Source organism: Lentzea sp. NPDC004782, from assembly GCF_040609115.1.
In the GTDB taxonomy this organism is placed as follows: domain Bacteria; phylum Actinomycetota; class Actinomycetes; order Mycobacteriales; family Pseudonocardiaceae; genus Lentzea.
The window spans coordinates 102886-129404 of the sequence record NZ_JBEXJN010000018.1 but is presented as its reverse complement, the minus strand read 5'-3'; the positions used below and the strand labels follow the sequence as shown (position 1 = coordinate 129404).

Here is a 26519-nt window from a genome sequence, read left to right as displayed (position 1 = left end):
TTTGGCTTGCGCGGCCACGGGCACTGACGATGCGCTCGCATCGACCTGGTGGTGGACCGAGGTGTACCGCGGCGCAACGGGGGTGTTCAGCAGGGATCATGCCACGCGTCCCCTGCCGGTGTTGGCGAAGGCGGACGCGGCGTCCCTCGCCAGTGAGGGGAGATCCGCGGGCAGCAAATCCAAGAGCTCTGCGAACTCGGGCAGGTGAACCGGATACCGCTCGAGATCGTGCACCACCGCGGCTGCTCGACGTGCCGCGTGTGCCTCGAAACCCACCTCGGGGACAGAGACACGATCGACGAGGAAGTAGCGGTCGAACAGGTCCTCCTCGCGAGGCAGCACACCGTCCGCCGCCCGTCGTCCGGTGTCTTTGAGCAACGATTCACCTTCAGGCACAAGGGTTCTGGCGATTTTCATGTGCACGAGCCGGTTTCTCTTGATGGCGAGCATGAGCGAGCTGCCCGGCGGGATGTCCAGTTCGTGCAGCAGCCGCCGCACCCACGTGAAGTCGCGTGCCCATACGCCGCTGAAGGCGGGGTGCACCGCTGCCATGCTCGGGCGGATGGCGGTGCGGTAGAGCGATTCACCGCAACTGCCCGCGTAGACGAACATCGCCGAATACCGGTCGAACCACGCGGCTGCTTCGTCCAGCGCCACTTCCTGTACGCCTTCCTCTCTCATCCGGGTGAGCACCCCGGCGAGCCTCCGCCAGACGCAGAACGTGACGTGATGGCCGAGCAGCCAGCGCTGGTGGGCACGTTCCACCTCGTCCACCGGCGGCGGCAGGGGACAGCTGGTCAAGTCGGCGTTCACTCCGGTGCTTCGAGACGCGAACGGCTTGTCCGGCAACGGCAACGGCAGGAAACCGACGCTGCGCCGCGCAACCGTCAGAGACAGCGCTGGCGAGCTGGAGTTCATGCGCATACCTCTCGTTGAGCGGTGAACATGTCGACGGCTTCGACGGCGAGCCACATCGGTGTCCAACGACCAGTCCCGATCCCCAGGGCCGGTATCGCGACCCGCACGACGTCCAGCGGCAGGCCCGCTCGCTGCCCGGCGGTGAGCTGTGACAGGGCGTCATCGCACTGGGTCGCCCCGGACTCTTCGCCGGCAAGTCTGACCAGCAGGCCGGACCCAGTGATCGCACGTGGACCTCACCACCGTCCAAACGGGAGTCGGCGAAGGTCCTGCACGGCTTCAGCCCAACCGGGATTTCATGGGACCAAACGATGTCGGCCCGTCCGTTCGCACGGCCGAGGAGGCCGGCCCGAAGGCCAGTCGGCAGGGTGAGACGATGCACCGACGACATGGACTCTCCAGATGCGCTCTGTCCCGACTGCCCGACCACAGCTAGGCCTCGCCGAGGTCGAGCAGTCGGGATGCTATGGCGTTGGTTTCGCTGAGCGGGCCGCCATGTTCCAGCAGATGGAACGCTTTGTACGGCCTTCCGGACGTGATGGGCCCGCATCTTCGGTCGCGCTGCTCCCGTCGGCGCAACCCATCACCCGAAAGGCGATGACGCTCAACAACCGGTGCGGCGCCAACGGAGTCTCAGGGGCACGTCACGATGTCGGGCCGGGTGCGCAGCCGCTGCCACGGTCACCCGTTCGACACCGCGAACAGGTGACCTGAGGTCCAAGATCGGTTGCACATGCGACGGTCGTTCCGCACGTCAGGAGGACGCTCTCCGAGCTCACGTCCGCCTGTCGCGGTCGAGAGCGTTCCGTCCAGCGGGACGGCGGATGTAACTCCACCGCGCTTGGACTAGCGTGCGTTCACGACACCTCACCGCGAAACTGATCACCACCGGTGACCTAGTGGCGCGTCTCGGAAGGTTGGCGAGGTAATCCACGCTCAGCAGGGCGCCTCGCGGCACCGCCCCCACGCCCCCGTACAACCAGTACGACGACGTGAGGGCGGCACCACGATCCACCCGTCTGAACGCGAATTCCCCCGGCAACCTCCGAGCCACACCACCAGCACGATGCTCGACATTTTTACCCGATAGTGATCATTAGCGAGATCGAGCAACGGAAATCGGCCAACCGCCGCCCAGGCCGCTTGAACACGCGCTGAATTCTCATTCTTACCCTTAGTCACGGTGCTCCCAGCAAAAGGAGAGAAGTGGTGACCGTGAAGAACCTCTCTAAAATTCCCGATGTTCTTGGGAAGATCAGCATGCGGGATTTGGTGATCGATCCGTATGGCACGCTGGCGGCGATTCGGGAGTCGAGTGCGGCTTTTGCGGTGGAAAGTGTCGGGTACCGGATGTGGGTGATCACGCGGTACGACGACGTCCGCCGGGTCCTGGCCGATCCCTCGGTGCTGCGCGACCTGGTCGAGCACCGGCGTGAGATCAACGCCCACTGCATGGTCCGCCCCATGCGCAAGGCCCATCTGCCGCACGACTCACGGCGAAGCCTGTTCGACCGCGACGGAGACGACCATCACCGGCTCCGGGCACTGGTTGGCGGAGCATTCACCCCGGCGAGACTGAAGGAACTGGGGTCGAAGGTCGAACGGGTGGCGAAAGAGCTGGTGGAGACGTTGCCGGCGGGTGAGCCGGTTGACCTGGTCTCGCGGTTCGCCATCCCGCTCGCGGGCACGGTGGGCTTGCAGATTCTGGGCGTTTCGGCCGGCGATCGCGATGAGCTGGCCGCGATGTCCAGGGCGATGATCGGGTCGTTGGACATCGACGAGATCGAACGGGCCGCACAGGGACTGTTCGACTACGCCAAGCGGCTCATCGCCATCAAGAAAGTACAGCCCGGTGACGACCTGTGCACCAGCCTGCTGCGAGCGCACGAAGACGGCCAGATGAGCGCGGACGAGCTGGCCTCCACCTACATCTTGATGATCATCGCGAGTTTCGAGCCCGCGAGCTCGATCGGCAGTGGCGCGTTGGCACTGCTGAGCCATCCCGACCAGCTGGCGCGGCTGATCACCGAACCCGAGCTGTTCCCCGCCTGCGTCGAGGAGATCGTGCGCTACGAGTCACCTTTCCGGTTCGTGCCGCCGCGCTACACCGCGGCACCGCTGCAGCTCGACGGCGTGACCATCCCCGCCGGCGAGTTGTTGCTCATCTCCCCGGCCGCGGCGAACCGGGATCCGGCACGGTTCCCCTCACCCGACGAGTTCGACATGACACGCCAGACCAGCGGCCATCTCGGTTTCGGGCACGGAACGCACCGCTGCCTCGGCGCCGGGCTGGGACGCGTCCAGACCGCGATCGCGCTCAGGACGCTGTTCCAGCGATTCCCGCACACCAGCCTCGCCGAACCCGCCGACCAGGCCCACTGGCAGCCCGGCAAGTTCATGCGCCGGCTCGCCGACCTGCCCGTCATCCTGAAGGACTAGCAGGAAGAACGATCGATGAGCATCATTGAGCAGCAGGGAGAAATCCCGGAAACACTGGACAAGCTTCCGATCGCCGAACTCACGTCCTGCCCGCACCGCGCTTTCGCGAAGCTCCGCGAGACCGCCGCCGCGATCCCGATCGAAAGCAGCGGCTACCGCTACTGGGTCATCACCCGCTACGACGACGTCCGCCGCGTGCTGGCCGACCCCAGCATTGAACGAGACCGCAACAAGCACGGTAACCAAATCAACTCGCAGTGTGTGGTGGACACCAATTTCAAACGTGCCCGCATACCGCACGAGATACGAAAGAGCCCTTTCTACGTAGAGGGAGAGCGTCATCACCTTTTACGCGCCACACTGGGCAGCATCTTCACCCCCAGAAAACTGGACGAACTGGCGGGCAAAGCCAGCACGTCCGCCCAGGAGCTCCTCGGCACGTTCCAGCCCTGCCAGCCGATCGACTTCCTCGCCGACTACGCCCGCCCCATCGCCGGCAGAGTCCTCTGCGCGATCGCCGGAATACCGGACAACGAGCGCAACGTCCAGGCAGCGCGAGCCGCCGAAGAGTTGCTGAGCCCGGTGATCCGTACGGTGGAGCGATGCGCCCAGTCGCTCGCCGACTGGGCCACCAGCACCGTCGACATCAAACGGCACCACCCCGGCGACGACGTGTTCACCACGCTGCTCCGGTTCCACGACCAAGGACTGATGACCCACGATGAACTCACCTCAAGCTACGTCTTCATGCTCATCGGCGGCATGGAGGCAGTCATCGCGACCGGGAACGGCGCCTTCACTCTTCTCACCCATCCCGGCAATCTCGCGAAGGCTCTTGCCCAGCCAGGTCTGTTCAGCACCTGCGTTGACGAAATCGTCCGCTACGAAACCAACTTCCGCTTCCTCTCCCCCCACATCACCACCCAGCCCCTGCACCTCGACGGCGTCACCATCCCCGCCGGCGAAATGCTCCTCATCTCCCTCGGCGCGGCCAACCGCGACCCACACCACTTCGACGACCCCGACACCTTCGACATCACCCGCACCACCACACACCTCGCGTTCGGCCACGGCGGACACCGATGCCCCGGAGCGCAACTGGGCAAAATCGAAGTCGCCACCATCTTGCGGACATTCTTCCAACGCTTCCCCAACACCACACTCGTTCACTCGCCCCACGAAGCTCAATGGCAACCGGGAAAATTCAAACGCAGACTGGAAGCCCTCCCCGTCATACCACGATGAAACTTCAGCATCTGCACCACTTCCCCTGCATGGCACCCGCTTCACGCATAGCCCAAAAACGATCCCCACAAAGCTGACGAGACAATGAAAGAAGTAATATTCATGAGCATCTCAGAACTACAGGGTTCAATTCCTGAGACGCTGAACAAGTTGCCCACCGCGGAATTCACATCATGCCCTCACAAGGCTTTCGCGCAGCTCCGCGAGACCGCCGCCGCGTTCCCGGTGGAGAGCAGTGGTTATCGCTGCTGGGTCATCAGCCGCTACGAGGACACACGCAGGGTGCTGGCCGACCCAAGCGTTGAAATCGACCGCGTCAAGCACGGAATTCCCGGTGACAGTTCAGCCGCCATCAGTGCCTCAAATTGCGTGGTGAGGGCCGATGCGTTGCCGCGCATCCCCCGCGGCGCAAACCGGAGCCCTTTCTACCAAGATGGCGACCTCCATCATCTGGTACGCACAACGTTGAAGAACTTCCTGTCTCACGAAAAAGCGGAAGAGCTCACAAGAAAAGCTCACGAAACTGCTCAAAGCATCCTGGACACGTTCCGCCCCGGCCAGCAAATCGAACTGATGCATCAGTACGCATATCCCATTGCCATCAGGACAGCGTGCGCGATCGCAGGGATTCCGGACGATGAGCGGAACGTGCTCACCGCGACGCTGTCGGTCGAGTCGATGACATCCCCGTCGCGGAGCAAGATGGAGAAGATGGCTGTCCAGCTGGTGGACTGGGCCACCGAGCTCATCGAAGTCAAGCGAAACGAGCCGGGCGACGATGCGTTCACCATGCTGCTGAGCCTGCACGACGAAGACAAGATGACCAAGACCGAGCTGACGTCGACGTACATCTTGCTGGTCGTCGCCATCATGCAGGTGGCCGTCACGATCGGCAACGGCGTGTTCACCTTCCTCTCCCATCCCCATCAGCTCGCCAAGGCGCTCGCCCAGCCGGACCTGTTCACCACCTGCGTGGACGAGATCGTCCGTTATGAGTCCAACTACCGCTTCCTCGCACCCAAGGTCGCCACCGAGCCGTTGCACCTCAACGGAGTGACGATTCCGGCTGGCGAACTGGTTCTCATCTGCCTCGGTGCGGCGAACCGCGACCCTGACCACTTCGACGCCCCGGACACCTTCGACATCACCAGGACGACCACCGGCCATCTCGGGTTCGGACACGGCAGACACCGGTGCCTCGGCGAACAGGTGGGCAAGACGGAAACCGGCACAGCGCTCCAGCTGTTCTTCGAGCGCTTCCCCGAAACCACGTTCGCCACCCCACCAGACGAAGCCAAATGGCAACCGGGAAAGTTCCAGCGCCGGCTGGAGTCGCTGCCCGTACTCCTGACCTGACCGCCCGCCGCTCTCACCGACACAGATACGGCACCTCGGAGGTTTACATGTGTGGCATCGCCGGGTGGGTCTCCTACGATTGCGATCTCACCCGGCGGCAGACCAGCATCGAGGCCATGACCGCGACGATGGCCTGTCGTGGGCCGGACGACTACGGGACGTGGATCCGGCGCAATGTCGCGCTCGGGCATCGGCGGCTGTCGGTCATCGACATCGAAGGCGGCAGCCAACCGATGTGCACGCGCACCCCCGGTGGCACGATCGCCATGGTCTACAGCGGTGAGACCTACAACTTCGCCGAGCTGCGCACGGAACTGACCGGGCTGGGCCACCTCTTCCGCACCACCAGCGACACCGAAGTGGTCCTGCACGGCTACCTGCAGTGGGGCGAGGCCGTGGCCGACCGCCTCAACGGCATGTACGCGTTCGCGATATGGGACGAGCGGACCGACGAACTCCTGATGATCCGGGACCGCATGGGTGTCAAACCGTTCTACTTCCATCCCACCCGTGACGGAGTGCTGTTCGGCTCCGAACCGAGAGCGATTCTCGCCAATTCGCTGGTCGACCGTGTCGTCGATCTCGACGGACTGCGTGAACTCGTCGCGCTGTGCAAGCCACCCGGCTGGGCGATGTGGCGCGGTATGCGGGAGGTCGAGCCCGGCACCGTGGTCACGGTGTCCAGAAAGGGCATCCGCACTCGGACCTACTGGAAACTCGGACCGAGACCGCACACCGACGACTTTCCGACGACGATCGCCACAGTGCGGGAGCTGATGACCGACACCGTCGAGCGTCAGCTCGTCGCCGACGTTCCGCTCGGCGTCCTGCTGTCCGGTGGCGTCGACTCCAGTTCACTTTCCGGCCTGGCCGCATCACGAATAGCCGGCCGGGGCGAGCGACTGAGGACGTTCTCAGTGGACTTCGTCGGCCATGAGGAGAACTTCCAGCCGGATCCGATGCATCCCGAGTCCGACGCGCCCTACATCCGCGACGTCGTCAGACGGATTCACTCAGAACACCACGAGACCGTGCTCTCCGCGGCCGAGCTCGGCGATCCCGAGGTCCGTCGCACGCTGCTCGCCGCACGCGGTATTCCTGTCGGAACAGGAGACATGGACGTGTCTCTGCACCTGCTGTGCAAATCCATCCGGAGTCTGTCCACAGTGGTGTTGTCCGGAGAGTCGGCCGACGAGCTCTTCGGCGGCTACCGCTGGTTCCACGACGAGGAATCCGTGTGGACGGACACGTTCCCGTGGCTCGCCTTCCGCAAGACGATGCTGAGCGAACGGACACGGATGCTCGATCCGAGCCTCGTCAAGAGATTGGACCTGCCCGGTTACGTCGGCGACCAGTACGCGACCGCAGTCGCACAGATCGAACACCTCGACGGCGAGCAGGGAAAACAGGCGCGGATGCGAACGATCAGCCACCTCGCGCTGACGCGGTTCAACCGCCTGCTGCTCGACCGCAAGGACCGCGCCTCCATGGCAGCGGGGCTGGAGGTTCGGGTACCGTTCTGCGACCACCGGATGGTGGAGTACGTCTACAACGCCCCGTGGTCGTTCAAGGCCTTCGACGGGCGCGCGAAGAGCCTTCTTCACCGCGCGACGAGACATGTTCTGCCGGAGTCGGTGCGCCGGCGGAGCAAGAGCGCCTATCCCTGTGTTCAGGATTCAGCGTACGCGGCGACCCTCCAGCAACAGGTCAAGGAAGTCCTCACCGAACCGGGTCATCAGCTGTTCGACCTGACGGACCGCTCATGGGCACAACGGATGACCGGGCTGGATCCGGCAACCATGTCCTTCAGCGAGCGCTCAGCACTCGACCGTCTCCTCGACTTCTACCACTGGATCGACCTGTGCCGCCCTCAACTGCAGTTGACCTGATCTCCTCGGAGCGAGTTCACCGCCGTTCGAACCGGTGGAGAACCGACTCGGTCGCTACCAGGTCGCCCACGTGCGCGCTCAGGGTGACGGCGTTGTGCGACACAGCGAAGTGGAAGTTCGGCGACTTCGCCACCCGCGAGTACTTGTCTCCGCCTCGTTGTCATCGCTTCTGCCTGCGACAACAACAGGCCGCCCGGCCACACCCATACACGGCCGAGGAGGTGAAGACACCGCACCGGCCTTGATCGGTATTGAAAGCGCAGTCCGACGTGCGCGGCGATGGCCGCAGCGACCATCCCCGCGCAGTTCACGACAACGTCGGTGACGATGTGCCAACCCGGTGCCCGAGGCAGTGCAAGCGCTATCGCGAACCAGGGTTGTCCATCGCGCTCGGCACCTCACTGTTAGCGGACATTCCGTGGCTCTGCACGAATGACGTCGCCGTGTCAGCTGTGGTCGGCGACCCAGAACGCGTAGCGAGAGGTGTAGGGAATCGACGTGATGGCACCGTCCTGACACTGGCCGGACGACGGCAGGCCGCCGGTGGTGTCGAGTCGCTGGACGAACGTGACATTGCCGAGCAGACCGGAACCGCGGTTTCCTGTCGACCTCAGGAGCAGCTGGGGAATGGCGCCGGACACCGGTGAGCTGGCCACCGCGGCCCCGGTGACCGAACTGCCGTCCTCGACCGAAGTCCACACAGGACCCTTGGTGTGGAGCACCACCGCCTGACCGTGGCGCTGCAGAATCGCGTCAGGTTCCAGGAAACTCCACCCACCGTTGGCACACTGGTAAGTCTGGACACCATGCGCCGACAGGACCTCGATCCGCTTGTTGCCGGCTGGTACCTTGATCTGATCGGGTACCTGATCGGCCGCCGCCGGGACGGCCGCGGCGAGGAGACCGATCGTTGTCATCGCCGCGAACCTCAGAACGGCCGCGATTTGTTTGGTACGCACATCTTCTCCTTCGGTTCTTCTCGTTCCGACCGCGAGGTCTGCGAGTCGGTGGCCATCGAGGGCGAACACGGCCAGGGTGATGAGGGCATCGGGGCGCTTGAATCCGAATGCTCGTCTGGTGATGTTCAAGCCTGCGGTTGTGCCGTACGGCAGGAACCGTGAAGGAGTCTGAACACGGTGGACAGTCGATCCTTCCGGCCTCACGCCCTTGGCACATCACGGCTTGACGCTGACCACTGTTCCGCTGCGGCTCAAACCCCAAGTCAGGGGAACGATCGCGAACGCAAGGAGGGCCACCAACAGGAAGGAGACGGACAAGGAGGTCTGCGCCGCAACCAAGCCGATGATGGGCGGCCCGACAGCCATACCCGTGTAGCCGACCGTGCCGACGAAGGCCAATTCCCGCTCACCGCCGCCGCCATCGGCCCGCCTGCCCTGATCGCCGGCCAGCCCCAAGGTCAGCGGAAAGCCGCCCGCACAGCCGATGCCGGCCAGGGCGAAGCCCAGATAACCGGCGAGTGGAGGAGTGAGGAGCGCGGCCGCCACCAGACCGCAACCGGCCAGCACGCCACCTGCTGCCAGGATGACCGACGCCGACCACCATCGTTGCCACACCACACCACTCAGCCTGGCCAAGATCATCCCCATCGAAAAGGCCGCGTACGCATACGCTCCTCCGGCATCGGTGACCCCGTGCACCTCGATCAGCAGTAGTGCGGACCATTGAGCGCCGGCACCTTCGATCACGGCCGCGCAGAGCAGGATTGTGGCCAGCCTGCGAAGTACGGGATTGTGCACCGGCGGGGCCCCGCCGGTGCGTCGGCTATTGGGCGCGGCCGAGAGATCGCCCAGTCCGGGCACGTGGGACAGGACGACCGCGAGCAGGCCTACCGAGACGAGACCGACCAGGGAAAAGTGTTGGGCCGGTCGGATGTCGTACTCCGCCGCGAGTCCGGCCGTCGCGGAGCCGAGCAACGCGCCGACACTGGCACTGGCGTGGAACAGCGGCATCGAGGGCCTGCCCGTTCGGCGCTCGAACGCGACGGCCGCCAGGTTCGCCGCGATGGTGACCAGACCGATCGCGAGTCCTACGAGGAACAACACCGCGCCCAGCGCTGTGGCCGAGCCGGCAAAGCCGACAAATGGCAGCAGCACCGCGGCCAGCACCATGAACACACCGATGGTCGCTCGAACCCCGGCGCGTTCCACCAGCCGCCCGGAGAACGAGGAAGCCACGAACACCCCTGCACTTGCCCCGAACAGGCTCATCCCCAGCGCCGCCGGGTCGGCCCGAACGTGTTCGGCCAACGCGGGCACACGGGGTGCCCAAGAACCGAGCACCGCTCCGATGAGCGCGAACACCACCAGAACTGCCGCTCTTTGTGCCTTCATCTGCGCTTCCTCCCCGCGAACCCGTGCTGATCCAACTCAACGCCGTTTGAGAACCACATTTCTGACGGCTTCGGAGATCCTGGACGCGCGCTCTGCCCAGTCGCCGAGGCGGTGCATGCGTTCTTGTGCCGCCGAAACGTCGGCCTGCCAGGACTCAGGAGCTCGCAGAATTTCAAGCAGCTGCCCTGCCGGATCGGACCAATCGACCTCGCACACCGGGTTGTAGCCGAGAAGCGCGACGAGTTCTTCCGGGCAGTGTCCGACGATCAGGCAACCAGCGGCGATCGACTCGAAATACCTTGCTGTCAAGGCCTCAACCCCGCGCATTCGACGCGGATCGGTCATGGACGCCGGAAAACAGACGGACACGACGGAGTCCCGCAGTGTCCTCACAAGGTCATCGCGAGTCTCAAAAAGATGGTAGCGGCCAAGATCATGCGAGCTTGGCGAGAACTGATGAACCACGCCTGCAGCCACCAACGACGGCGCGATCGTGTCATGCCATTCCGAGTGCCTCCTGCCGTACTCCAGAACGCCGACGGCGCGGTTGTTAAGCGGATCCGTGCAGTAGTACGTGCCGAAGTCAACCGCCTCGGGTACGTACATCACAGGCGGCAGCGAAGAATCCTTCTGAAGTGCCCGCTCCGACCATCTGTTGGTGACGAAAATGAGCTCCGGCCTGCACTCTTCAAGTGCGGCCAGGTACCCCGAGACCTCCCTAGGCCAGACATCCCACAGGAACGGCATCACGACCGCGCTGGTCGCGGGCAGATCGTGCAGCTCGGACGGCCGATGCGCCAACACCACCAATGGCGCCCCAGCGGGAAGCGAGGGCACCGCATCAACGGTCACAGCCTTGAACGACTCCGCCTCCAACGCAGGCACGAGCGAGTACATCGGCGGGGCACATCGTTCGTCTCCGAGCAATGACAGAACGTACATCTTCCTCAATCCAAAAGATTGTCCGGACGCGCTCAGCACGAAGAGCCGCGCTCGTTCCTCTCCAAGTCGGCCTGGACCATCATCAAGGCCAGGTCCTCCAGCGTGGTCTTCGCTTCCCAGCCGAGAAGCTCCGTAGCCTTGGAAGCGTCTCCCAGCAGTAGATCCACCTCTGCGGGGCGGTAGTAGCGCGGGTTGATCCGTACCAGTTCTCGGCCGGTGTCCATGTCCACCCCCTTCTCGGCGCTGCTGCCGTCCTTCCAGACCAGCTCGATCTGAGCTGCTTTGAAGGCCCACGTGACAAAATCCCGAACCGTCACCGTCCGGTTCGTGGCGAGCACATAGGTGTCAGGCACGTCGGCTTGGAGCATCAGCCAGATTCCGTTGACGTACTCCTTGGCAAAACCCCAGTCCCTCATCGCGTCCAGGTTGCCCAGTTCCAGCACTTCCTGCCGGCCAAGCTTGATCTTGGCGACGGCATCGGTGACCTTCCGCGTCACGAACTCACGACCCCGCAACGGCGACTCGTGGTTGAAGAGAATCCCGCTCGTGGCAAACAGGTCGTACGACTCGCGATAGTTCACTGTGATCCAGTGCGCATAAAGTTTTGCCACGCCATACGGACTACGCGGATGGAAGGATGTGCATTCATTTTGTGGCACACATTGAGCCTTGCCGAACATCTCTGACGTCGAAGCCTGATAGAACCTCGCGCGAGGACAGACCGTCCGCACGGCTTCGAGCAGGTTCAGCACACCAACTCCGGTGATCTGAGTGGTGGCCAGGGGTTGGTCGAACGACACACCCACAAAGCTCTGCGCAGCCAGATTGTAGATCTCGTCCGCGCCTACCGTCTCCAGCAGCCGGATGCTGTTGCCGAGGTCGGCGAGATCGTGTTCGACCAGGCGCAGGTTCGGATGATCCCTGATACCGAGCTCTGCGATGCGCCAGAAGTTGTTGGAGCTAGTCCTCCGGTAGGCACCGTAGACCAGATAACCCTTCTCGAGCAGCAGTTGGGCGAGATACGCTCCATCCTGCCCCGAGATACCAGTAATTAGCGCGGTTCGCATGAGGAGACTAATTCCTTCAAATTTGGAAATGCTTGTCCAGGTGGCAACTCACCGACAGGTGCCGGACGCCAGGCTCACGTAATCCGTCATCGCACAGCTCAGCGGCGACGGCGCCATTCCCAGATCTTCGCCGCGCTTTCGTTCCCTTACTGCTCGTGCGACCACTCCCGGCGAAACCACTCATAGGTCGACTCGATTCCTTCACGCAAGCCGATGCCGGCACGCCAGCCCAACGCGTGAATCCGCCGCAGATCGAGCAGTTTGCGCGGAGTGCCATCAGGCCGGCTGTCGTCCCACTCGATCCGGCCTTCATACCCGACGACGGAGGCCACCGTCTCGGCGAGCTCCCTGATCGTCACGTCGGTGCCGAATCCGACGTTGATCGGCTCCGCGTCGTCGTAGTTCTCCATCAGCACGAGGCAAGCCGCCGCCAGGTCGTCGACGTGGAGGAATTCTCGCTTCGGAGTACCGCTACCCCAGCAAACCACCTTCTCAGCCCCAGTCCGTGCAGCGTCGTGGAAGCGCCGGATCAAGCCGGGAAGCACGTGACTGTCGTGGGGATGGAAGTTGTCACCCGGCCCGTACAGGTTCGTCGGCATCGCAGAGATGAACGAGACGCCACGTTCACGACGCAACGCTTGCACTTGCAGCACCCCGGCGATCTTGGCAATCGCGTAGGCACTGTTGGTTGGCTCGAGCCCACCAGTGAGCAATGAGTTCTCGCGAATCGGCTGCTCCGCGAACTTGGGGTAGATGCACGAGGAGCCCAGGAACAGCAGTCTCTTCACGCCGAACTCCTGTGCCGCGTCGAGCACGTTCACCTGGATCAGCAGGTTGTCGCTGAGGAATTCGGCCGGATGGGTGGCATTCGCGTGGATACCACCGACACGGGCCGCGGCGAGCACCACGTACTCCGGACGCTGTTCCGCGAAGAACGCCCGTACCACGGACCGATCGCGGAGATCCAGCTCCTCGGAGGTTCTGCCGAGCAACCGGCTGAATCCATTGGCGGCCAATGCGCGGTAGACCGCTGAGCCGACCAGCCCACGATGGCCTGCAACGTAAAAGAGCGCATCACGTCGCAGCGGACCGACTCGCGAGTCCAACGAAGATGACATCGACACCGGCAAGATGAAATCAGGTCCCGCTCCATCCTGGCGAGCGGTCTGGCGACGGGTGAAGAATATTTTGCCCGTTTTCCCACAGGGCGCACGCCCGCAACGATTTGCGCTGCCTCGGCGAACGAGCCGCCTCGTTGCTCGAGACCATCAGCGAGGCGCTCCACCATCGTAGTCGTGTGTGGCCGAGCAGCACCCACGAGGCAACGAAGGAAAACAGAGGCGTCCAATCGGGCACTTCTGTGTCAGAAACATTCATTCTCACGCGAAGCAGATCGGGCGATGCAATCCACCACACCGGAATCGGCTCGGCGTTGTGCGGCTGCCCGATCGCCAGGAGGGGCAGGGAACTCACCCTTCGCACCAGCACCAGCACCAGCACCAGCAGCAGCAGCACAATCGGTCACATCTGCTTGCCCTTACCAACATAAGCCGTGGTCATCTCGGCCCCGACACCGGACAGTCCTACGGCAACGGACGTTCGAGGGGGCAACTGATGGCTGTGGACCGTTCTGACCCGATCGCGATTGTCGGCATCGGGTGTCGTTTCCCCGGTGGCGTCAAGGACGTGGACACGTTCTGGCAACTGCTGGAGGCAGGCGCGGACGCGATCGGCGACGTGCCATCGGATCGGTGGGACCTCACCAGCTTCTACGACGCCGACACGGCTGCTCCGGCACGGATGTTCGTGCGGCAGGGCGGCTTCCTGGACAGGACGGTGGACACGTTCGACGCGGGGTTCTTCGGCATGTCGCCGCGCGAGGCCGCCGCGCTGGACCCGCAACAGCGACTGTTGCTGGAGGTGACCTGGGAGGCGTTGGAGAACGCGGGCATCCCGCCGAGTTCCACGGCCGCCACCGAGGTCGGGGTCTACGTTGGTGGCTTCACCTTCGACGCAGCCACATTGCAGCTCGCCGAGACGAACCAGCACCTCGTGAGTTCGTCCACTCCGACCGGCGTGAGCATGACCATGCTGGCAGCACGACTGTCGTACGTGTTCGATTGGCGCGGGCCATCGCTCACGATCGACACCGCCTGCTCCTCCTCGCTGGTGGCGTTGCACCACGCGTGCACAGCTCTCGCGCGGGGTGAGTGCGACATGGCTGTCGCGGGCGGCGTGAACGTCATGGTGAATCCGGTGACCACCGTCCTGATGTCGAAGGGACAGTTCCTGTCACCGGACGCGCGCTGCAAGTCCTTCGACCACAGGGCGAACGGCTACGCGCGGGGTGAAGGCGCGGGCGTGCTGCTCCTGAAGCCGCTGTCCGCGGCGATGCGTGACGGTGATCTCGTGCACGCGGTGATCCGGGGGACGGCGGTGAACCAGGACGGCCACACGCTCGGCATCACGGTACCGAGCGTTGCCGCTCAACAGTCGCTGATCAGGCGCGCTTGCGAGGTCGGCGGCGTCGAGCCGGAGTCCGTCGGCTACTTCGAGGCGCACGGCACCGGCACCGCGGTGGGTGACCCGATCGAGGCGACCGCGATCGGTGAAGTGCTCGGAAACTCGGAGCGGACGCACTGGATCGGGTCGGTGAAGTCGAACTTCGGCCACACGGAGGCTGCGGCCGGAGTTGCGGGCGTGATCAAGGCGGCACTGTGCCTGAGCCACGGGTCGATTCCGCGCAACCTGCACTTCGAGCAGCCCAATCCCCGTATTCCCTTCGACCGGTTGCCACTGCGAGTGCCCACCGAGATGGTGCCGTTCCCCGTCATGGACGGGCCGCGTCGCGCCGGCGTCAACTCGTTCGGGTTCGGCGGGACCAACGCTCACGCGATTCTCGAGGAGTGGACGGCCCCGCGTCCCGTGCAGCCGGAGGACGAAAGGGAACGGCCGCAGCTGCTGCCGTTGTCCGCGCGGAGCCCGCAAGCCTTGCGCGCACTGACGGAATCGTTCGCCACGTGGTTGGAGCAGCCGGGAGCACCTGCGTTCGGTCAGGTGTGCCGGGCAGCCGCGCTGGAGCGCGATCACCACCGGTGCCGTGCTTTCGTGGTGGCTTCGTCCCCGGCGGCGGCAGCGAAGGAACTGCGCGCGCTCGAGGTGGAGGCCGTGGCCGCCACGCGGAACGCGGTCGCGTTCGTCTACACCGGAATGGGCCCGCAGTGGTGGGGCATGGGCCGCGAACTGCTGGACGACGAACCTGTTTTCGCGCGGGTGGTCGACGAGTGCGACGAGGTGCTGGCACGTTTCGGGCTGTCGATGCGCGACGAACTGCGTCGCGGCGAGGCCACATCACGGCTGACGAGCACGGTGTATGCGCAGGTGGCCAACTTCGTGGTGCAGGCCGGCCTCACCGCACTCTGGCGGGAGTGGGGCATCTCCCCCGCAATGATCGTGGGACACAGCGTGGGCGAGGTCGCCGCCGCGCACGCGGCGGGGGTGTACTCGCTCGAGGACGCGCTCACCATCAGCTACCACCGTGCAAGGCTGCAGGCCCGTCTCGCCGGGCACGGCGCGATGATCGCGGTCGACGTGCCCGCCGCCGAGGTGGTGCCGCTGCTCGCCGAAGGAGTCTCGGTGGCAGCGGTGAACAGCGCGTGCGCCACGACGCTCGCCGGCGATGCGGAAGCGATCGAGATCACGGCACGGCGTCTGACGGAGGCCGGCGCGTCGGTGAAGCACCTGCAGGTGGAGGTGGCCTACCACAGCCCGCAGATGGAGGAGATTCACGAACCGCTGGTCTCCGCGCTGACGACGATCCAGCCGCGCACGGCACGGATTCCGTTGTTCTCCACCGTCACAGGTGATCAGGTGGACGGCACCGAGCTCGACGCGGACTACTGGTGGCGGAACGTCCGTCAGCCGGTGCTCTTCGCGGACGCGCTGCGGCGCCTGCTCACCAGGTCACCCGGCGCGGTCCTGGAAATCGGTCCGCATCCCGTGCTCGCCTCCGCCATCGACGAGGCCCTCAGCTCCCGTACCGACACCGTGGTGCGCCTGGCATCCCTGCGCCGGGAGGTTCCCCAGCGGCAGCACCTGCTGGCGACGCTCGGCCGGCTGTACGTGACCGGATTCGATCCACAATGGACACGAGTTCAGCCGGAACCGCGCACGTACTTGAACTTGCCGCAGTATCCGTGGCAACGCGACCGGCACTGGCTCGAGTCCGCCGCGTCAAGGACACGCAGGCTGGGCACCGCCGGCCCTCTGCTGGGCGGCCGGGCCGTCGTCTCGGTCACGCCCGTGCGGGAGGTGGAGCTCTCCGGATCTGCGTTTCCGTACCTCGCCGATCACCGGATCGGTGACTCGGTCGTGTTCCCCGGCTCCGGCTACCTGGAGGCCGCTCTCGCCGCTTTCGCCGAGGACGAGCCGTGCGAGCTGCAGGACGTCGTCTTCCACCGGCCACTCGTGCTCACGCCACCTGCCGTCACCGTTCTCCGTGCGGGTTACGACCCGGCCCGACGGCTGCTCACGCTGCACAGCCGGGGTCAGGAAGATGACGCGGAGTGGACGCTGCACGCCGAGTTGCACCGCGCCTACCTACCCAAGGTCACCGCGCCACCACCTCTGCCGGTGGACGTGTCCTGGACGCGCGAGGTTCCCGCGGTCGAGCACGACGACGTGTACGCCATGCTGTCCGGCACCGGCCTGAACTACGGTCGCGCGTTCCGCGCCGTGCAACGGTTGTGGGTCCGGCACGAGACTCGTGAGATCCACGCCGAACTGCGGTTGGACACGACGGACCAGGACGGCCACCGCTTGCACCCCGTCGTGCTGGACGCCGCGCTCCAGGCGGTCATCGCGGGCGCACACCTGATCGGCGCCGACGGGGCGGGTTCCGGTACCTACGTCCCGGCTTCGATCGATGCGCTGCGGTTCTTCCGCTCCCCCGGCACCCGGTTGTGGGTGAGCGGACAGGGCAGGAACAGCTCTGCCGAGGGGCAGATCGAGTGCGACCTGACGTTGGTGACGGACGGCGGTGAGATCGTCGCGGAGGTGCGCGGGCTGCGAGCGAGGCGACTGGCCGAGGCCGACGAGGATCGGCCGAGCCTTCGCTACGAGCACCTGTGGCGTCCCGAACCGATCGACGTGGCCGCCGAGCTGGAGGGACGCTGGATCGTGGTGGGTACACCCGTGGCCGGCGCACACCTCGTACAGGGGATCGAAGCCCTCGGCGGCGAGGTCCTGCACGTGGAACGCGAAGACGACCGGTGGCCGGAACACGTGGCTGCCGCGGCGGACGGATGCCGAGCGGTGATCTACCTCGACGAGGTGGCCGCCGAGTTCCAGTCGGCCTGTGCGCCCGCGGCACCGCTGGTACAGCTCGTCCAGGCGCTGCCCAGCGGTTCCGGCTCGCTGGTCGTCGTCACCACCGGGGCGCAGAGCGTCTCCGCTGACGACCCGACCACCGCTCCGGCCGCGGCCGCGCTGTGGGGACTGGGCCGCGTGGTCGCCGCCGAGAGGGCCGAGCTGCGCTGCCGTCTGGTGGACCTCGCGCCCGCCGCGGCATGGTCGGAGGAAAAGGCCGCTGAGGCACTCCTCGCCGAGCTGGCCCAGGACAACCTCGACGAGGTCGCATTGCGGCACCACGGGCGGTACGTGCGGCAGCTGAGCCCGGTCGGTGAGCGCTCGGCCATCGATCACGTCACCGTGACCACCGACGCCACCGCGGTACGGCTCGCCCCACCCCGGCGCGCGGGCTCCGGCCTGGGCTTCGTCGCCGCCACTCGCACGCCTCCCGGCCCCGGTCAGGTCGAGCTGGCGGTCTCGCACGTCGGGCTCAACTTCAAGGACGTGCTCAAGCAGACGGGCCTGATCTCTCCGAACGCGCTGAAGGGAAGCCATTCCGGCGACACGCTGGGACTGGAGTGCTCGGGCACCGTGATCGAGGTCGGCGCGGGAGTCAGCGGCCTTCGAGCCGGTGACGAGGTGTTCGCGCACAGCCGCGATTTGTTCGCCTCCCACGTCACCCTGGACGCGGTGCGCGTGGTGAAGAAGCCCTCGAACCTCTCGGCGGCGGAGGCCGCGTCGCTCCTGCCGGTGGTCACCGCTCACGCCTCGCTGGTCCGCCTCGCCGGCGTCCAGCCGGGTGACCGGGTTCTGGTGCACTCCGCCGGCGGCGGGGTCGGGTTGGCGGCGGCGCGAATCGCGACGTGGCTCGGTGCCGAAGTGCTCCTCACCGCGGGCAGCGAGCACCGGCGCGACTTCCTGCGCCAGCAAGGGTTCACCCACGTCACCGACTCCCGGTCGGCTTCTTTCGCGGACGACGTGCTGGAGTGGACGGCGGGCGCCGGCGTCGACGTCATCATCAACTCGCTGCCCGGCGACATGATCCAGCACAGCCTCAGGGTGCTGAACACGTTCGGGCGCTTCGTCGAGCTGGGGAAGCCCGGCGCGGTAGCCGATCACGCCGTGCGCCTGGCCTCGGCGCAACGGGCGTTGTCGTTCCACTCGTTCGACTACGACCAGATGATGGCGCTGCGTCCCGAGGAGGTCCAGGAGTGCATGCGGGCGGTCGCCGACCTGTACGAGCGCCACGCGATCGCTCCCCTGCCCGTCACCGAGGTCTCCGCCGACGAGGCGGACCGGGCGTTCCGCACCATGGCGAGTCCCGAGCACCACGGCAAGGTCGTGATCAGAATGGTCGGCGAACAGATCACGCTGCCCGCCTCCTCGCTGCCGGACGTACCGGTGCGGCCAGGCGCGACCTACCTGGTCACCGGAGGACTCGGCGGACTCGGGCTCTCCGTCGCGCGGTGGCTCGCCGACCACGGTGCCTCGCACCTGGTCCTGGCCAGCAGGCGCGGTGTCACGACCGAGGAAGCGGCACGGACGGTGGCCGAGCTGACCTCACGCGGTGTCGACGTCCGGATCGAGCGAGCCGACGTCGGTGATGCCGACCAGGTGAGTTCGCTCTTCGCCCTCGCGACCTCCGAACTGCCGCTGATCAGAGGAGTGGTGCACTGCGCCGCGGACTTCGACGACGCGGTGCTCGCGGACGTCGACGCCTCGCGGCTGGTCAGGGCCACCCGGCCGAAAGCCGACGGCGCCTGGCACCTGCACCAGGAGACGGCAGGTGGGGACCTCGACTTCTTCGTGCTCTTCTCCTCGGTCGCGGCACAGCTCGGCGCGGCCGGCGCAGGGGCGTACGCGACGGCGAACGAGTTCCTCAACGGGCTGGCTCGGTACCGGAGGGCGCGCGGACTGCCCGCGACGAGCATCGGCTGGGGCATGGTCGACGATGTAGGGGTCGCGGTGAGCAGGGGCGGTTACGTCGGCGACGTGCTGCGCCGCACCGGCCACGCGGGCATGGCGCCCGCCAGGCTCCTCCGTGAGCTGGAGACGTTGCTGCGCACCAATCCCACCGAGGTCTCGGTGGCCGACATCGACTGGCCGCGCTGGGCCCGCGCCAACCCCCAGCTCGCGGCGCTGCCCAAGTTCCGCGGCCTGGTCCCCGCCGACGGCGCGGACGGCGCAGCGGACGACGCGGTGGCGGTGCGGTTGCGGGACGCGAGCGCTGCCGAGCGGGTGACGATGCTGCCGGACCTCGTCGCGCCGCTGCTGCAACGGGTCACCGGTCTGGACGACGAGCAGGTGCGCGCCGAGGTGGTCGACATCGACTCCCTCACCGCCGTGGAGTTGCGCGTGTTGCTGCAGAAGCAACTCGGCGTGGCGGTTCCCTCGGTGCGGCTGCAGCGCGGTCTCACCGTCGACGCGTTGAGCGCACTGCTGGCCGACGAACTGGATCAGGTGCGGTCGGGACCGGCGGTGTCCCTCACCGTCCACGAGATCACGTCCACAGACGGGCTGGTCGTGTACGGCCACCTCAGTGTGCCTTCCGGTCCCGGTCCCCACCCCGCCGTGGTGGTGTGCACGGCGGGTGAAGGCGGAGCGTTGAACGCCGAGGGCGAGTACGCGCACATCGGCGCGCACGCCCCTCTCAACGCGGCAGGGTTCGCCGTGCTGACCGTCGACCAGCGCGGCGCTCCTGGACACGGGCCGGAGTTCCGCGCGCTGGCGGAGATGGGCGACAGGGACGTGGACGACGTGATCGCGACCGCGCGGTACCTGGAGGGGCTGCCCGACATCGATGGGGACAGGATCAGCGTCCTGGGAACCAGTCGAGGCGCCTACACCGCACTGCTGGCTCTCGCCCGCGCACCGCGGCGCTGGCACCGAGCCGCACTGCTGATGGGCCTCTACGATCCCGACCAGCTGGTGGCCGCCGAACTGGCCGAGCCCGGTTCCCTGCTGCCCGCACGGCCGGAGCTCGCGGCGTCAGACGTCGAAGCCCACTTCGCGGTGCCGGACAGGCGGCCGATGGAGCTGCTCGACCGGATCACCGCGCCGTTGTTGGTCGTGCACGGTGACGCGGACCGAGTGGTGCCAGTGGAGCAGGCCCACGCGCTCGCGGCACACACCGCCGCCGCAGGCCGCCCGGCTCAGCTGCTCGTCCAACCCGGCCTCGCGCACGACAGCGACCACGAGGACCCCGTGTGGTCCGGGATCTGGCCCGACGTCGTCGGCTTCCTCCTGGAGGAGACGCGATGACCACGCGCACCGAGGTACTGATCATCGGCGCCGGCATGTCCGGCATCGCGCAGGCCGTGGAGTGCGTCCGGCGCGGGATCTCGTTCGTGGTGCTGGAAAAAGCCGACGATCTGGGTGGCACGTGGCGGGAGAACACGTACCCCGGTGCGGCCTGCGACATCGAGTCGTACCTCTACTCATACTCACACACCAAGAATCCGCGGTGGGGCTCGACGTATGCAGGGCAGCAGGAGATCCATGCCTATCTCGGCGAGGTCGCACGGAAGTGGGGCGTGCGTCCGCGCATCCGCTTCGGCACGACAGTCACCCACGCGGAGTGGGACGAGGCACGCGCAGAGTGGCGTACGTCCACATCAGACGGTCAGCTGCACGTGAGCGCCTTTCTCGTGCTCGGGGTCGGCGGCCTGCACGTGCCGAGCGTGCCCGAGCTGCCCGGCGCAGCGGAGTTCCAAGGCGTCTCCTGGCACTCCTCGCAGTGGAACCACGACGAAGATCTGACCGGCAAACACGTCGCACTCGTCGGAGTCGGCGCGTCGGGCGTCCAAGTGGCCGCGCATCTGGCGGAACGCGCGGCCTCGCTCACGATCTTCCAGCGCACCGCGCCATGGGTGCTGCCCAAGGCCGACCTCCCCACGCCCGCCTGGCAGCAACGGTTGTTCCGGCTGCTGCCGATCACGCAGTCGTGGCAGCGGCTGCGCCTGTACCTCCGCCGGGAACGACGCGGCCTTGGTTTCCACAGCAAACCGGACGCGCTCCGAGTGGCAGAGCCGATCGCGTTGCGGCACATCGAGAACCACCTCACCGACCCCGCTCTGCGCGCGCTGGTGACACCGACGTATCAGCTGGGGTGCAAGCGAGTCCTGTTCTCCAACGACTACTATGCGGCACTCGCGCGACCCCATGTCCGCGTGGTCGCGGGTAGCCCGGCGGCGCTGCGCCCCGGCACGGTGGTCGACGACACCGGCACCGAACACAAGGCCGACGTCGTCGTCTACGCGACCGGCTTCGACCTCACCGGGTCGTTCGACCGCATCGACATCCGCGGGATCGGCGGGCAGCGCCTGCGGGACGTCTGGCGCACAGGTCCGCTCACGTACAACGGCGTCACGGTCCCCGGTCTGCCCAACATGTTCATCCTGCTGGGCCCCAACGGCTTCGCGCCCTACACCGGAGCCGTGCACAACATCGAGGCGCAGGCACGATACGTTGTCAAGGCGATCCGTGCGGCCGGTGCGCGCGCCCTGCACGTCCGCGCAGAGGCGACCGAGCGGTTCCAGATCGAGCTGCGCCGACGGTTCGCTCACACCGTCTGGCACAACGCACACTGCCGCAACTGGTACCAAAGCCCGGCACCGGGTGGCACCGTTCTGTGGCCCGGCTCGACCCTGGCGTACCAGTGGCGCTTGCGCAGACTCCGGCGCGCCGACTACCACTTCACCGGGAACGTGGGAGACGGCCGTGCGGGAGCGGCGTGACCTCAGCAGGGAATGTGTCCGACACCTGCGGAGACAGGTATCGGCCGGATCCCGTTGACCAGCTGACTCCGCACGACCGCTCAGCGCCGGCAGCTGGACTTCGCGATCGATCAGCGCGCCTGTCCCGCGGGCTGAAGTGCGGTCCAGGAAAAACGCCGCGCCTGGCACTCCTCCGGGAATGTGCAGTCCTGCCGCGGGGCAGAGCGTTTCGTTCGGTCCCGCGACGAGTCTCGCCGCCTCGGCGCCGTGTTCGCCCAAGACGCACGATCGCCACGTCCCGGCGAGCGCGTCACCTCGATCGGCACCCGCCGCACCCCCGCAGCCACGGCAGCAGCGACAACGCGGCGATGAAGACGAGCAGCCAGAGCTCCGGGGCCGACAACATTCGCTCGGACCACGACACGCCGGAATTCCGCACTTCCAGCAGAAGATCCGTCTGCACGCACCGGAGAGCGACTAACGACCACACTTCGAAACGATGCAGAACGCGGAACAGTTCTCGCACGGGGGCGATGACGGACGCCGTCGTCATCATGAGGGAGACCACCAAGCCGCTGTTGAGCGCGAGGCTCCCAGCGGGACAGACATTCGAGCGCAGCATCAACTCGTTCATCGAGATGAACCACAGAACGGCTGATACAGCCGCGCAGGCCTGCAAGCCGTCGTACCCCCTTGACACCTGTCACGAGCCGTCGTAGCGACCTGCGTCTTCCGATCACGACCGCGAGCCGGTAGGCCGAGTCGGTCCATGCCGCGGCTGCGCGGTGCGATGGCGAACGCGATGTTGGAGAGGGCCATCATCAATCTGGTGTTTTAACGTCGGGTGAGTTCCTCAGCGGGCCGTCGCGTCAGCGGCGGCCCGTTTCTTGTTGTGTGGCTTGGGTTTGGGTGAGCTGGGGCGTTTGCGGTTGACGGGGTGGTGTGGTGCGGGGGTGGAAGTGCGGCCGCGGGGTCGTCCGGGGCCGGGTGTGGAGGATTTCCGGGACTTGGCGGGAGTGCCTCGCGCAACTGCAGGCAGCGGTCCACGGTGTGGTGATCGCACCCGGCCAACGCGGCCGTTGCGGGGTACTGCCCATGAGGTCGTGTGCCTCCAGTCTCCATGATCTCTCTGCCCGCTTCGCCGGCAGACTCTTGTAGCTGGTGGCCTGAACTGCTCACCGAGGAGGTATCTGGCCACCAGCGGGGCAGAGCACCGACCATCTGCGGTGCGGCAAGGCCGCCTATGGGAATTCCCACCGGCCGCCGAGAGAACAGCAGGAAGCACACGTGACAGTGTGAGCGCCACAGCACGTCCCGGGCTCGGTTCGAACCCGGGACGCATCCCGTGGCGCGGAATGTGGCCGACACAAAGGGTGCCGGCCGGGGACCACCGTACGCCCTCATCAGCAGGACTGAGCAGTTCTGCCCCGATTGACCACAAAACAGGACCGAACGTCCACTTCGCCAGGAAGCCCGAATCAGGAGTCGCCGAGCTCATACGCTGCCAGGAATTTTGACTCCCGTGAATGCACCACCTGTGGTATCACCACAGGTGACACCCGCATACAACAGCCGAGACCGTTCCCCCGTTATTCCTCCCGGGTAGGGCAAGTATCGTCCGCAAGGGTGAAATCTACGGCGCAACCGTTTCTGAGCGGCGACGGGCAAACTAGTTTGCCCATCAGACGAGCCGACAACGTCTAAAGGTGCACCGCGAGTGCAACACTCAAGCCGAGACCATCAGGATGGCCGCCAGACCAGATCGAGATCACACTCGAAAACCCCCAGGCGCGCTCCGCCCAAGAGTAAGGTGGTAGTTTCCCAAACTCGCTGAAGTGCCCAGCGATGCTCAAGTGCTCCCAGTCACCAGAATCGAGAACCCTCCATTGGAACGCCTTCGCGCGATCGTTTTCGCAGATGACCAGCTGATCCAGGTAGGCATTGAGACAATGCTGGCGGACGAACGAATAATCGCAGTCACGACCGCGAACGGTGTCGGTGAGTACGATGTGGCCGTCGTAGTCGCGCGATCCGTCGATGACGACACGATTACTCGGCTCGCCCGGATCACCAGCCGAAGCACAGCGCCGATCCTCCTGGTGACCGGGCCAGCCCGCGCATCCACCTTGCGAGACCTGGCGGCCGCGCGGATCCACAGCATCCTCTCCCGCGATTCGCTCGTCGGCACCACGTTGGCCGACACGGTCGTCAACGCGCTCAAGGCGGATGACGTCCTGGAACGCTATGACCTCGCACAGCGCGTGGAAAGACTGCAAGCACAGCATCCGTTCACCGACGAGAACCAGGAATCTCACGACGTTCTGGCGGCACAGGAGGTCGCTGTGCTGAGTCTCCTGGCCGAGGGAATGGCGACGAAGGAGGTCGCGGCCCGGCTGTCGTGCTCCGCCACCTCCGTCAACAACACGATCCAGAGGATGCTCTCCAGACTGGACCTGATGAACCGCGTGCAGGCCGTCGCCTACGCCGTGCGAATCGGCGCGATCTGAAGTGCAGTGCTGTGCTCGTGCAGAAGAGCACCTCACGAGGGTTCACGGACGCATGTCAGCCGAAGTGTTCTTCCAACGCTTGCCCGCCTTGCCGTCACGATGTCCTGTTCACGCGGTGATCACCTGTTCCCGGCCGCTGCCTGGGGGAATCACCCGCACCTCCTCGGCGGTGGCGATGATGTCGGCACCACTGGGCGAGTTGCTGACCACGAGTTCGTCCGACCCCCGCACGAGATGGCTGACCAGGCTGCGCCGATGTGTGGTGCGGCAGGTCAGGCCGTCGGCCTCGCTGTCGGTCACCACCACTGAGTAGAACTCGTCGTGGTCGATGGTCGACCGAAGTACGCCGTCCGCCTGTCTGGGCTCGACTCGCAACTCGGCGGTACCAGAACTCAGCCGTGTCTCTCCGTTGCCGGACACCTCCACGCGAGCATGGCCCGAGGCGAGCACCGTCACCCCGCCTCGCTTTGAGATCACCGAATTGTCCGCACGCGCAACGTGCGCCGACACGGCACCATCCGCGTTCAGAACGGTCCGCAGGTCGCCGCCGTGATCGACCATCGCACCAGTCGGCCACACGGTGGCAAACCATTCATGTTCAACAGACCGCACCGACACCTCGGGATGGCCGTCCACAGCCTGTTCCGCGCTGACCACGCATCGAGTGGTGGTGAGTTTGCCGTCCGCACTGAGATACCAGTCCTCGTGCCCGTCGGCCACCACCACTCGCCCCGTGGAGATCACGAAGTCCTTGCCCGCCCATGCGATCCGCACCCGGTCCGCGATCTCGACGACGAAACCTCCGCCGAGGTCCACCCGCAATCCACCATCCGACCAGAACGTGACGGGGCCGCCAGGTCGCAGCTCCTCGGTGGCGATCACCTGTCGTGTCGCACGGTCCCAGAGCAGCCGTTGGCCGCGCGCATCGCTCTCGACCGTGACCAGCCACTCCGTCATCAGAACGCGCCAGCCGCTGCGAACGCAATCGATCGTGACTCCGGTGCCCGCCACCACTCGCGCGGTACCTGCGGAGCCAGCGAGTTCGACGAGGTTCGCGCACGGATCCAGCCGGAACACGGTCTCTCCGTTCGCCGTGAACACCTCCGCCCGATCGCCCCGCGGCACCCGCACTCCCAGGTCGTCGATCACGGCCAGGGTCGTTGCCGACCCGCCGAACTGGGCGGAGATCGTCGCGCCTCCTGCCACCCCTGCCCGGACAGCTACCGAGTGGAGGTCGTGAAGGGCACTTGCCGCGCTCCCCACGCACCGGACGTCTACCGTGTCATGCCCGTGCTCGGCCGTGAGCAGGGCGGTGCTCGCCAGAACGGACTCGTCCAGGAAATGGACCGCGGCCGCGTCCCCGAGCCTGACATCGTTGTGCGCGAACGAAAAAGTCGTAGGTTCGTCGGCCAGCATGTGTACATCGAGTCGCGGTTCACGAGCATCGGCGTGGCTGACCACTCTCCCGAACGTGCCGGTGGTGACAACACCCAATCTCCCGTCCAGCACCGTCATCAGCTCGTGGACATCATCGATCGGGGTCACGACAGCCGTGACGCTATCCGCGCTCCCCACGCGCTCGATCCCCGCCTTGCGGCGCTGAAACCCGATCACCGGCGAGACAGAGGCACCAAGTTCGCTCACCGTCCACTCCGAGGCACCGAAACCGGTGGCGTCAGGCTGGTTCAACGCTGTCACGGGTTCTCCCCAAACGGTGGGCGAAGGCCAGGTTGACCTGACG

At 65.9% G+C, this 26519-nt stretch carries 16 protein-coding genes; 7 read left to right on the top strand and 9 right to left on the bottom strand.

Going from position 1 to position 26519, the window contains the following annotated elements:
* Positions 1-96: 96 nt before the first annotated feature.
* On the bottom strand, positions 97-924 hold the full coding sequence (locus tag ABZV40_RS18915; RefSeq protein ID WP_355442637.1) for an L-tyrosine 3-hydroxylase: 828 nt from the start codon (positions 922-924) through the stop codon (positions 97-99).
* 1203 nt (positions 925-2127) lie between these two features.
* Here ABZV40_RS18915 and ABZV40_RS18910 point away from each other — a divergent pair.
* The 4 genes from ABZV40_RS18910 to asnB all read left to right on the top strand — a co-directional run bounded on the left by ABZV40_RS18910 (position 2128) and on the right by asnB (position 7847).
* Positions 2128-3357: a cytochrome P450 gene (locus tag ABZV40_RS18910; protein ID WP_355442634.1), complete on the top strand. Its 1230-nt coding sequence runs from the start codon at positions 2128-2130 to the stop codon at positions 3355-3357.
* A gap of 15 nt (positions 3358-3372) precedes the next feature.
* A complete protein-coding gene (locus tag ABZV40_RS18905) occupies positions 3373-4602 on the top strand; it encodes a cytochrome P450 (RefSeq protein WP_355442631.1) in 1230 nt (409 codons plus the stop codon).
* A gap of 102 nt (positions 4603-4704) precedes the next feature.
* Positions 4705-5958, top strand: coding sequence for a cytochrome P450 (locus tag ABZV40_RS18900; protein ID WP_355442629.1), 1254 nt, complete (start codon positions 4705-4707; stop codon positions 5956-5958).
* 47 nt (positions 5959-6005) lie between these two features.
* Positions 6006-7847 (top strand): asparagine synthase (glutamine-hydrolyzing), encoded by a 1842-nt coding sequence (gene asnB, locus ABZV40_RS18895; RefSeq protein ID WP_355442626.1) that lies wholly within the window; start codon positions 6006-6008, stop codon positions 7845-7847.
* Positions 7848-8293: 446 nt separating this feature from the next.
* Here the strand turns inward: asnB and ABZV40_RS18890 are convergent, their stop codons facing one another.
* The 6 genes from ABZV40_RS18890 to ABZV40_RS18865 form a co-directional block, all read right to left on the bottom strand.
* Positions 8294-8935 carry a DUF3455 domain-containing protein gene (locus tag ABZV40_RS18890; RefSeq protein WP_355442624.1) on the bottom strand — a complete coding sequence of 214 codons (642 nt, stop codon included), beginning with the start codon at positions 8933-8935 and terminating at the stop codon, positions 8294-8296.
* An 87-nt stretch (positions 8936-9022) separates the two neighbouring features.
* The gene (locus ABZV40_RS18885) at positions 9023-10198 is read right to left on the bottom strand and encodes an MFS transporter (RefSeq protein WP_355442622.1); all 1176 of its coding nucleotides are present in this window, start codon (positions 10196-10198) and stop codon (positions 9023-9025) included.
* Positions 10199-10234: 36 nt separating this feature from the next.
* Entirely contained in the window at positions 10235-11095 is an 861-nt protein-coding gene (locus tag ABZV40_RS18880; RefSeq protein WP_355442619.1) for a glycosyltransferase, read from the bottom strand.
* Between the two features lie 77 nt (positions 11096-11172).
* Positions 11173-12207, bottom strand: coding sequence for a GDP-mannose 4,6-dehydratase (gene gmd, locus ABZV40_RS18875; protein WP_355442616.1), 1035 nt, complete (start codon positions 12205-12207; stop codon positions 11173-11175).
* 146 nt (positions 12208-12353) lie between these two features.
* Positions 12354-13313 (bottom strand): GDP-L-fucose synthase, encoded by a 960-nt coding sequence (locus ABZV40_RS18870; protein ID WP_355442612.1) that lies wholly within the window; start codon positions 13311-13313, stop codon positions 12354-12356.
* 31 nt (positions 13314-13344) lie between these two features.
* Positions 13345-13722, bottom strand: coding sequence for a hypothetical protein (locus tag ABZV40_RS18865; protein ID WP_355442609.1), 378 nt, complete (start codon positions 13720-13722; stop codon positions 13345-13347).
* Positions 13723-13821: 99 nt separating this feature from the next.
* On the opposite strand from ABZV40_RS18865, the gene ABZV40_RS18860 reads away from it, so the two are divergent.
* Entirely contained in the window at positions 13822-20817 is a 6996-nt protein-coding gene (locus tag ABZV40_RS18860) for an SDR family NAD(P)-dependent oxidoreductase (RefSeq protein ID WP_355442606.1), read from the top strand.
* A complete protein-coding gene (locus ABZV40_RS18855; RefSeq protein ID WP_355442604.1) occupies positions 20814-22292 on the top strand; it encodes an NAD(P)/FAD-dependent oxidoreductase in 1479 nt (492 codons plus the stop codon). The genes ABZV40_RS18860 and ABZV40_RS18855 overlap by 4 nt, the downstream gene beginning before the upstream one ends.
* A gap of 289 nt (positions 22293-22581) precedes the next feature.
* Here the strand turns inward: ABZV40_RS18855 and ABZV40_RS18850 are convergent, their stop codons facing one another.
* Positions 22582-22905, bottom strand: coding sequence for a hypothetical protein (locus tag ABZV40_RS18850; protein WP_355442601.1), 324 nt, complete (start codon positions 22903-22905; stop codon positions 22582-22584).
* Positions 22906-24106: 1201 nt separating this feature from the next.
* Between ABZV40_RS18850 and ABZV40_RS18845 the strand changes: the two genes are divergently transcribed.
* Positions 24107-24778, top strand: a complete 672-nt coding sequence (locus ABZV40_RS18845; protein WP_355442598.1) for a LuxR C-terminal-related transcriptional regulator — start codon at positions 24107-24109, stop codon at positions 24776-24778.
* A 108-nt stretch (positions 24779-24886) separates the two neighbouring features.
* On the opposite strand, the gene ABZV40_RS18840 is transcribed toward ABZV40_RS18845, so the two are convergent.
* Positions 24887-26476: a hypothetical protein gene (locus tag ABZV40_RS18840; protein WP_355442595.1), complete on the bottom strand. Its 1590-nt coding sequence runs from the start codon at positions 26474-26476 to the stop codon at positions 24887-24889.
* Positions 26477-26519: the final 43 nt, after the last annotated feature.